The following is a 9,235-nucleotide window of genomic DNA, read 5'->3' as shown; positions in this document are numbered from 1 at the left end:
GAGGCTGGTGCTGGCCAAGCCGCTCACCTACATGAACACGACGGGCGGGCCGGTCTCGGCGCTCGCCCGTTTCCACGATGTGGCTCCCGACCACGTCATCGCCGTCCACGACGAGATCGACATCCCCTTCAACACCGTCAAGGTCAAGCTCGGCGGGGGAGAGGGCGGCCACAACGGACTCCGCGACATCAGCAAGGCCCTCGGCACCAAGGACTACCACCGCGTGCGGGTCGGCGTCGGTCGCCCGCCCGGACGTCAGGACCCGGCCGACTTCGTGCTGAAGGATTTCGGTACGGCGGAGAAGAAGGACCTGCCGTTCCTGCTCGACGACGCCGCCGACGCCGTGGAGCAACTCATCACGGAGGGTCTGCTCGCGGCACAGCAACGCTTCCACGCGCAGAGATCGTGACGAGCCGCGCAAATCTTGAGCAGACCCTGCCGATCACCGCGCCGGGATCGACGGGTTCGGGAGCGGCCTGCCTGTAAAGTGGGCCGCTAGGACAAGCGTCGTGGGGCGGAACTTCATGCAGGAGTGCAAACGTGGGTCCGGCCCCGGGCCGGCGCCGTCGGTCATCGAACCGGGACCGGGCGCGCTCGGGTGTACCCCATGACCGTGGTCGACGGTCGCTGGCCCTTCGCCGGTCGCGACACCGACGTCGCACGGATCCGTGCCGTCCTCGGCGAGGATCCCGCGCGCGGCGTCGTCCTCGTGGGTCCGTCGGGCATCGGCAAGACGATGATCGCCCAGCAGGTCGTCGGAGGACTGGCGCGGAACGTCGACACCATCTACCTGCGCGGGTCGGCAGCCCACGCCACCACCCCGTACGGTGCCCTCAACGTGCTGCTCGCGGAGCTCGACGAGGACACCGCCCGGAACCCGCTGCTGGTCCTCAGCGCACTGCAGCGCATGTTCGAGGAGCACCCGGCCCACCGTCGGACCCTCATGCACATCGACGGTGTCGAGGAGATCGACGAACTCTCGGCGACGGTGATCGCTCATCTGGCCCGCGTCGGGGCGGTTCGCCTCCTCGTCACCTGCGAGGACCTCCTGCGCGCCCCTGCAGAGCTCTTCGATCTGTGGAAGGACGAGTTCCTCGAGCGGTTCGACATCCAGCCCCTCACGCTCGACGACGCGACCGGGATGCTCACCACCGCCCTGGGCGCCCCCGTGTCACGGTCGGCCGCCCAGGAACTGTGGGCCTCCAGCGGCGGCAACCCGAAGTACCTCCAGATCGCGACGAAGACCGACGTCGCCTCCGGGCACCTGCTCCAGTGCGACGGCGTCTGGGTGTCCCGCGACGTCCCGCGCCCGGATTCCGGCCGCTCCCTGACGGATTGGGCGGCCGCCAACCTCGCTGCGCTGCCGGCGGAGGACCGGGTGATCGTCGAGGTCCTCGCCGCAGCCGGCCGGGTCCCCCTGACCGTTCTGCTGAGCGCTGTCTCCGCGACGTCGCTCGACGCCCTGCAGAGCGACGGCGTCGTCACGCTCGACCGTGAAGGCGTCCCGCTGGCGAGGCTCACCCACGAGGTGTTCGCGGACGTCGTGCGCGCGCAGTTGCTCTCGGCCGGCGGCAGGGCGGCGTTGAGGTCCGTCAGCACCCTGCGCAACGACCCCGGCATGCCGGTGCAGGCACGGCTGGCCCTCGCGGCGTGGGCGCTCGAGGAGGGTGACTCCTTCGACGCAGCCGAACTCGTGGTGCTCGCACGCCTCGCGAACGACGCAGGGATCGACGGCGCCGCCGAGCGCTTCCTCGACGCCCTCCCGCCTTCGCAGGTCGACTGCACCGCACTCCTGGAACGCACCCGGCAACTCTCCATGGACGGCTGTGTGGCGGAGGCACTCGTCACCGTGGAGAACGCTCTCGCGTCCGGGCTGTCGGAGGCTGCCCCGCTCGAGGACTGGGTCGATGCACGCCTTCTCGCCGCGCGGCTCAGGGCCCGCACGAACGGCCGGGAGAAGGACTCCGGGGAACTGCTCGACGCCGTCGCCGCGCGTCTCGCGGCCGAGCCCGCTTCCGAGGCCACGGCGGACCTGACGGGCAAGGCGGAGATGGCCCGGATGCAGGTGCATGTCTTCGAGGGGGAACTCGACCGGGTATGCGCGAGCGCCCCCGCGGTGCTCGCCGGGGGCGGGGATTCCACGCGCTGGAGTACCGGGATCAGGAGCCTCCTCAGCTTCGCCCGGGCGGTGATGGGCTCGCAGGAGCAAGCCGTCGCCGCCGCCAGGAATGTCGACGCGCGCGCGGCGAGTGCGCCCTCCGCTCCCTTCGAGCGGGAGCTCACCTCGACCCACCTGTACACGGTGCTCCTCCTGGCGGGCTACTGGACGGAGTGCCTGGACCGGGCGGGGGCGGACGGCGACCTCCCGCCGGTGCTCCCGGCGGGCGGGTCACGCTCGGAATTCGCCGAGGGCGTCCTGCTCGCGTACCTGGGCAGGAGCAGCGAGGCCCTCGAGAAGCTGCTTCCCGCCATCAGCCAGTTCCGGACCCGGGACAGGCACGGCTTCCTGCCGCTCGCCGAAGCGGCCGCTGCCTATGCGCAGGTCCTCGAGAACGCCCCGGATGCCGCCGAGGACCACCTGCGCGCCATCGACCTCTCCGGGCAGCGCTATCCGTGGCACCTCCGGGAGGCGGTGCAGTACTTCCGGCTGCTGGCCGAAGCCTGGCTCGGGATCCCGGATGTCGTCGCGACGGAGTTCCTGGAGCATGCCCTCGTCCTCGGCAGCAGGGGGTACCACGGCGTCGAGCTCTTCTTCCTCAACCAGGCCGTCCAGCTCGGACAGCACGAAGCGGCGGATCTGCTGGCCACCTCCGCCGCCGCCGCCGACGGGCCGTACGCGCGCCTCAGCCGCGACTTCGCCCAGGGGCTGGTGGCACAGGACCCGGGCGGACTCAAGGAACTCGCCCGACGCGCACTCGACAGCGGTAACTACAACCTCGCCGGGGACATCGCGGCACTCAGCATCGAGCACCTCACCGAGACCGATGATCCGATGATCCGGGTGCACGCGGAACAGATCCTGCGCAAGACCTCCACACCGGCCCGGCGCCATGTGCGACGGAGGGTACTGAGCGAACGGGAGCGGGCCATCGCGCGCATGGTCGCGCAGGGAGTGCCGAACAAGGAGATCGCGCAGCAGGAGCACATCTCGCCGCGGACGGTGGAGGGCCACGTGCACCAGGTCATGTCCAAGCTCGGCCTGTCCACCCGCAAGCAGCTCGCCCTCATCTTCGGACAGCAGCAATGACCGACATGGGAACGGCCATCGACCTCGTCGGCCGTGCTCGGCTCGTCGAGGACATCGTTGCAGCACTCGACGAGTCGGGCGGATTCGGCGTGATGATCGTCGGCGCGGCCGGCATGGGGAAGACGGCCGTCGCGCGGTCCGTCCTGAAGCGCCTGAACTGGACAGCCCCGGTGCTGCGCATCACGGGAGGCCCCTCCCTGCGCAGCATCCCGTTCGGGGCGCTGGCACCCTACCTCCACACGCTGTCGGTGGCGGACGCGGAATCACCCGTCGCCGTCCTCCGCGCGGTGCTGGGGCACCTGACGGGTGAGAGCACGGGCCGGACGCAGCATCCGCCCCTCCTGGTGATCGACGACGCCCATGAACTCGACAGCAGTTCGAGTGCTCTCCTCGCCCAGCTGGTCAGTGCGCGGCGGGCCAAGGTGCTCGTCATGAGCCGCGATGTCACGACCGCCCCCGTCGAGTTCCGCAGTCTGGGCGCCGATGGCCTCCTGGCACGCTTCGACCTCGCGCCACTGGATCCCGATGCGGTGAGTGCCCTGAGTTCTCAGCTGCTCGGCGGGCCGGTCCTGACGGGCACCGCGCATACGCTCGCGCTGACGACGGGCGGAAATCCGCTGTTCCTCCGCGCGTTGCTGGAGCAGGGTCCCGGCGAGGGCTACCTCGGCCGGCACGACGGCGTCTGGCGTCAGGTCACCGAGCGGCCGATGCTCTCCCCGCGACTCCGGGACCTCGTCCGCTCGCAGCTCCGGCTGCGCAGCGCGGCTGACCTCGAGGCACTGGAAACCGTCGCCCTTGCGGAACCGATCGCCCTCGACACCGTGGTCCGATGCGTGGATGCCGATGCCCTCAACCGTCTGAGGGACGATCGCCTGATTGCCGTCGGACCCGGACCGGGCGCCCCCGTCTCGGTCGAACACCCGCTCCACGGCGAAGTCCTCCGCAGCCAGGTCCCTGCTGCACGCAGTACGGCGATCCGCCGGAAGGTGCTCGCTGCCACCGAACCCGGATCGCAGTCCCTCGAAGGTTTCCTCCGGATGGTGGTCTGGGGACTGGACTGCGGTGTCCCGCCCGACGACCGGGAGCTCCTCGAGGCCGCCACCGTCGCCAACGGGCTCCGGGACTCCGACGTCGCCCTCCGGACCGCCCGCGCCGTGTCCGCGCCAGGACTCAGGGGGCGTGCCCTCATCGAGATCGCCCGGGTGCATGCCCGCAGGGGCGACCTGGCGTACGCACGGGAGGTCGTGGACGACGCACTGCGGCGCTGCACGGACCTGCGTCTCGCGAAGGACGCCACGCTGCTGTCCCAGGGAGCTCAAGCTGAGCTCCCTGGCCTCCTACGAGGACCTGCGCGAGGACGTCGACCGCTGGAGGTCCCTCATCGCCCGGGTGGAGCTGCAGGAGGGCGCTCGCCTTCCGGCCGAGGAGGTCGCCCGGGCGCAGCTCGGCTGCAGGATCCTCGAGTGTCGCGTCCTCGTCCTGCAGGGGCGATTCGCCGGTATCGAGGACGAACTGCGTGACCTCATCGCTGGTTCCCGAGGCACCCCCGAGGCCCACGTGGGGGCGATGATCGTGCTCGCCGAGCTGCTCGGCAGCACGGGCCGCCCGGTCGACGCCAGTGCCTTCTCGGCGGCTGCGCTGGACCGCATCGACGCCGCGGGAGCAGCCCTGCTGGGGTACCGCGAGTTCGCCGCTGCGCAGCACGTCCTGGCGCTGTGCGGGCGTGGGCAGGAATCAGAGGCGAAGGCGGTCCTGCAGGCGTACTCGCGGGTCCAACCGTGCAGCATCGTGTATCTCGCAGGCTGGAGCGATGTCATCGACGGCCACACCGCACTCCGGGAGGGCCGGAACCGGGAAGCCCGGAGCAGGTTCCTCCTCGCGCTCCAGGCACTCCGGGGAAGCGATGCCACGCACGTGACGACACTGCTGACGGGCCTTGCGGCGTACGCCTGTGCGCTCGCCGGTGATACCGCCGGCGCCGCCGCACTCGTCGACGCGTTCGAGGGGACGCCGGAGCAGGGGTCCCGGGCGATGATCGTGGGTGGGCGCATCTTCGTGACGGCGACCGCGGCCCTCCTGGGAGATGTCCCTGGTGCCACCGCGGAGCTGGTCAGCATCGCCGCGGAGGCCGAGGCCGCCCAGATGAAGCAATGGGCGGTCACCGCACTTCGGCTCTCGCTCCTGCTGGGGAACACGGATTCCGTGGGCCCTCTCACCGATGTCCTCCAGGACTTCCAGGGCGCGTGCACCACAGGCCTGCTCGATTTCGCGGTGGCGGCCGGAACAAAGGACGCCGACGCCATGGTCGCCGCAGCCACTGCTGGGGGAGCGCACGGGGACGTGGCCTTCGAATATGCGGGTCTGTCCGTCGCCCTGCAGCTGGCTGGGGAGCAGGGCTCGAGTCGGTCGGCCCGTGCGATCCAGCGACGGCTGGTGACGCTGGGCAAGCGGTGGGAGGGACCCGTGCCGCCGGCGCTGGTCTCGGCATCGGCCGCGGAGACCACGTCCCGTCTCACGCCCACGGAGCGCACGATCGTCGCACTCGTCAACGAGGGCTATTCGAACCGTGAGATAGCGGACGCCAAGAATGTCTCGGTCCGGACGGTGGAGGGCCATCTGTACCGGATCTTCGCCAAGCTCGGCGTCAACCGCCGAGAGGATCTGCGGGAGTCCTGAGGCGCCACCACACGTAGGGCTAAGTGTCCTACGTACTGTTCACGAGTAGTTCATGCGTAGTCCTACGTAAGGACCCCGGACCGATCGCGTAGGTCCTACTCGTGTGCCGATAAACCCCTCTCTCTAGGATTTCGACAAGAGCTCGCAGGCAGGGCTGGGGAAATTCTTGAAGAATCGGGTCTCATTCATGGGTCGTTCATTTTGCGGCATTCGCCACCCGTACGGGGAAGGCGCCCACTCTTTCTTTCCTCCGAGTTCCGGCCGACGGCATTCCACCGAATCCGTCGTCCTGAATCATTTGCAGACCGGTTGCCGCGCCAGCGGCACCCGGGTCGCATCCACGATCGGAGCCGGCGATGTCAGGACCTTCTGAGACCAAGGTCCGTCCCCAGCCGTCGTCGGCTCCCCAGTTCAACCCGTCGTGCAGCACTGGCGCTGCATCCTCGAAAGGGGGCACACGATGACGCAGATGCAGAGTTCACCCGGCAGATTCGCCACGGTCCCGAGAACCACAGCGGCCTCCAGGTCGATCGCCACCTCGGGCACGGCGTGGCGTCGCCGCTACCAGGTCTCGCTGATGGCCACCGATTCCGTGCTCATCCTCGGGATCCTGCTGCTGACCGTGAATGTCCTGACACTCGACGACAGCAGCCGGCGGCTGACGGAGGTCCTCCTCCTCGGCGGCGTGATCGCCGCCGGATGGGTGACGGCGATGTCGCTCTTCCGGACGCGGGACTCCCGCATCGTGGGCACCGGAGCCGGTGAGTACAAGAAGGTGGTGCGCGCGAGCCTCGCCACCTTCGCGGCCGCCGCCGTCGTCGTCGCTCTCCTGGATCTCGATCACTTCCGGAGCCTGCTCGTCCTCGCCCTGCCGTCGGGCACGGCGCTCCTGCTGTCGAGCCGGTGGTTGTGGCGCCAGTGGCTGCTGCACCAGAGCCACCTGGGACACTATCTCTCGAAGGTCGTCGTCGTCGGTCAGCCCGCCGACGTCCGCTATGTCGCCGCCCAGCTGGCCAAGAAGTCCGGTGCGGCGTACACCGTCGTCGGCGCCGTCTACGAGGGCAGGTCCAACCCGGCGGCCCTGCACACGGGCGAGCGGATCGTCCCTGTGGTCAGCGGTCTCCGGAAGATCGAGGACTTCGTGGCGTACACGGGGGCGGATGCGGTCATCGTGGCCGGTCATCTCCACAAGGGCAGTTCCTACATCCGGGAACTCGGGTGGCGCCTCGAGGAGTCCTCGACCGAACTGGTGCTCGCGTCGGCGCTCACCAATGTCGCCGGTCCGCGCATCACCATGCGGCCCGTCGAAGGGCTGCCCCTCATGCACGTCGAACTGCCGCAGTTCACCGGCGGGCGCCACATCCTGAAGAGGGCCCTGGACATCGTCGTCTCCGCCACGGCACTGCTCATCCTGGCGCCGGTGTTCCTCGTGCTGGTGATCGCCATCCGGCGGGACACCCCGGGAAACGCCTTCTTCGCGCAGGAGCGGGCAGGCAAGAACTCGGCGGTCTTCAGGATGTTCAAGTTCCGCTCCATGGTCGTCACGGCCGAGGACGAGCTCGAGGTCCTGCGGGAGCGGAACCAGGGCAACGGTGTGCTGTTCAAGCTGCGCGACGACCCACGGGTGACCCGGATCGGACGGATCATCAGGAAGTACTCCCTCGACGAGCTTCCCCAGTTCTGGAACGTCCTCCGCGGTGAGATGTCCCTCGTAGGACCCCGACCCCCGCTCGTCAGCGAGGTCTCCGGGTACGAGGAGCACACGCACCGCCGGCTCCTGATCAAGCCAGGGCTCACCGGCCTGTGGCAGGTCAGCGGACGGTCGGACCTCGACTGGGAGGAGAGCGTGCGACTCGACCTCTACTACGTCGAGAACTGGTCGGTCACCGGTGACCTCATCATCATCTGGCGCACCTTCAAGGTGATGCTCAAGCCCGTCGGTGCCTACTGATGCGCCCCTCTCCGCCGGCAACCGGGATCCCGGCACCGGCAGCCACGCCCGCGGTCGCGGCCACCAGCGAAGGAAGCCCCATGGGAATCAGGATCGGATATGCCGCCGGTGCGTTCGACCTCTTCCACGTCGGCCACCTCAACCTGCTCCGTCACGCCAAGAGCGAGTGCGACTTCCTCATCGCAGGCGTCGTCTCCGACGAACTGCTGGAGAAGAACAAGGGGAAGAGACCGGTCATCCCCCTGATCGAACGGCTCGAGATCGTCGAGAGCGTGCAGTTCGTCGACCGCGCGGTCGCCGAGACCGCTCCGACCAAGCTCGACATGTGGAAGCAGCTCGGCTTCAACGTCTTCTTCAAGGGCGACGACTGGAAGGGCACTCCCCAGGGGCTCGCCCTCGAGGAGTCCTTCGCCCGGGTCGGCGTCGAGGTCGTCTACTTCCCGTACACCGTCCACACCTCGAGCACCTTCCTGCGGCGGACCCTGGAGCTCCTCAACGCTCCCGAGGTCCAGCAAGCCGCCCTCTGACACAACGATCCGTGCACCCGCCCCTTCGAGGGGTGCGCAGCAACTGGGAGCCCATCATGTACCTGCCGTCGTCCCGCTCGACACCCCTTCGCATCGCCCTGGTCGGAACCCGCGGGGTGCCGGCCCGCTACGGGGGGTTCGAGACCTGCGTCGAGGAGGTCGGGCAGCGCCTGGCCGCGCGCGGCCATGACGTCGTCGTCTATTGCAGGACGTCGGACGACACGGATCCCGCCGAGAACGAGTACAGGGGGATGACCCTCGTCCACCTGCCCGCCCTCAAGCGACGGTCGCTCGAGACGCTCAGCCACACCGGGCTCTCGGCCGCGCACCTGTTCGTCAAGCGTGCCGACGCCGCCATCGTCTTCAATGCGGCCAACTCGCCGTGGCTGCCCGTCCTGCGCGCAGCAGGCATACCCGTCGCGACGCACGTCGACGGGCTCGAGTGGAAGCGTGCCAAGTGGGGACCCCTGGGCAAGAGGTACTACCGGGTCGCCGAATCGCTCGCGGTCCGCTGGTCCGATGCCCTCATCGCGGATGCCGCCGGCATCCAGGACTACTACCGCCAGGAATTCGGCGTCGACAGCACCTACCTGGCCTATGGTGCTCCGATCCTCGAAGGCGGAGCGTCGCACCGGCTCGCGGAACTGGACCTCACCCCCGGCGGCTACCACCTGGTGGTGGCGCGGTTCGAGCCGGAGAACCACGTCCATGTCATCGTCGAGGGGTACGTCCGCAGCAACGCGGAGCTGCCGCTGATCGTCGTCGGCTCCGCCCCCTACTCCGACGACTACACGCAGCACGTCACAGCGCTGGGCGACGAGCGGGTGCGCTTCA

The 9,235-nt window shown here is 69.1% G+C and carries 7 protein-coding genes; all 7 read left to right on the top strand.

The features are described 5' to 3' along the window. A partial coding sequence (pth, locus tag CVO76_RS13760; protein ID WP_208739702.1) for an aminoacyl-tRNA hydrolase occupies nucleotides 1–409 on the top strand: 409 nt, incomplete at its 5' end. A gap of 198 nt (nucleotides 410–607) precedes the next feature. Next, the gene (locus tag CVO76_RS13755; RefSeq protein WP_208739700.1) at nucleotides 608–3,247 is read left to right on the top strand and encodes a helix-turn-helix domain-containing protein; all 2,640 of its coding nucleotides are present in this window, start codon (nucleotides 608–610) and stop codon (nucleotides 3,245–3,247) included. Continuing rightward, on the top strand, nucleotides 3,244–4,767 hold the full coding sequence (locus CVO76_RS13750; RefSeq protein ID WP_208739698.1) for an ATP-binding protein: 1,524 nt from the start codon (nucleotides 3,244–3,246) through the stop codon (nucleotides 4,765–4,767). The genes CVO76_RS13755 and CVO76_RS13750 overlap by 4 nt, the downstream gene beginning before the upstream one ends. Nucleotides 4,768–4,813: 46 nt before the next feature. Beyond that, on the top strand, nucleotides 4,814–5,923 hold the full coding sequence (locus CVO76_RS17565; protein ID WP_347876238.1) for a helix-turn-helix domain-containing protein: 1,110 nt from the start codon (nucleotides 4,814–4,816) through the stop codon (nucleotides 5,921–5,923). 460 nt (nucleotides 5,924–6,383) lie between these two features. Continuing rightward, the gene (locus CVO76_RS13740; RefSeq protein ID WP_208739694.1) at nucleotides 6,384–7,874 is read left to right on the top strand and encodes a sugar transferase; all 1,491 of its coding nucleotides are present in this window, start codon (nucleotides 6,384–6,386) and stop codon (nucleotides 7,872–7,874) included. Nucleotides 7,875–7,954: 80 nt separating this feature from the next. Then, nucleotides 7,955–8,401: an adenylyltransferase/cytidyltransferase family protein gene (locus CVO76_RS13735; protein ID WP_133082048.1), complete on the top strand. Its 447-nt coding sequence runs from the start codon at nucleotides 7,955–7,957 to the stop codon at nucleotides 8,399–8,401. Between the two features lie 56 nt (nucleotides 8,402–8,457). Then, nucleotides 8,458–9,235 (top strand): DUF1972 domain-containing protein (locus CVO76_RS13730; RefSeq protein WP_208741829.1); only part of this gene is annotated, 778 nt, incomplete at its 3' end.

The sequence above is a fragment of the Arthrobacter agilis genome, assembly GCF_002953615.1.
GTDB classification, from domain to species: Bacteria; Actinomycetota; Actinomycetes; order Actinomycetales; family Micrococcaceae; genus Arthrobacter_D; species Arthrobacter_D agilis_B.
This window is presented reverse-complemented; position numbering and strand designations above follow the sequence as displayed.

What these genes read in the sequence shown, in the direction of transcription:
- CVO76_RS13740 (WP_208739694.1), top strand. Translation starts at nt 6,384, where the DNA reads ATGACGCAGATGCAGAGTTCACCCGGCAGATTCGCCACGGTCCCGAGA.
- CVO76_RS13735 (WP_133082048.1), top strand. Translation starts at nt 7,955, where the DNA reads ATGGGAATCAGGATCGGATATGCCGCCGGTGCGTTCGACCTCTTCCAC.
- CVO76_RS17565 (WP_347876238.1), top strand. Translation starts at nt 4,814, where the DNA reads ATGATCGTGCTCGCCGAGCTGCTCGGCAGCACGGGCCGCCCGGTCGAC.
- CVO76_RS13755 (WP_208739700.1), top strand. Translation starts at nt 608, where the DNA reads ATGACCGTGGTCGACGGTCGCTGGCCCTTCGCCGGTCGCGACACCGAC.
- CVO76_RS13750 (WP_208739698.1), top strand. Translation starts at nt 3,244, where the DNA reads ATGACCGACATGGGAACGGCCATCGACCTCGTCGGCCGTGCTCGGCTC.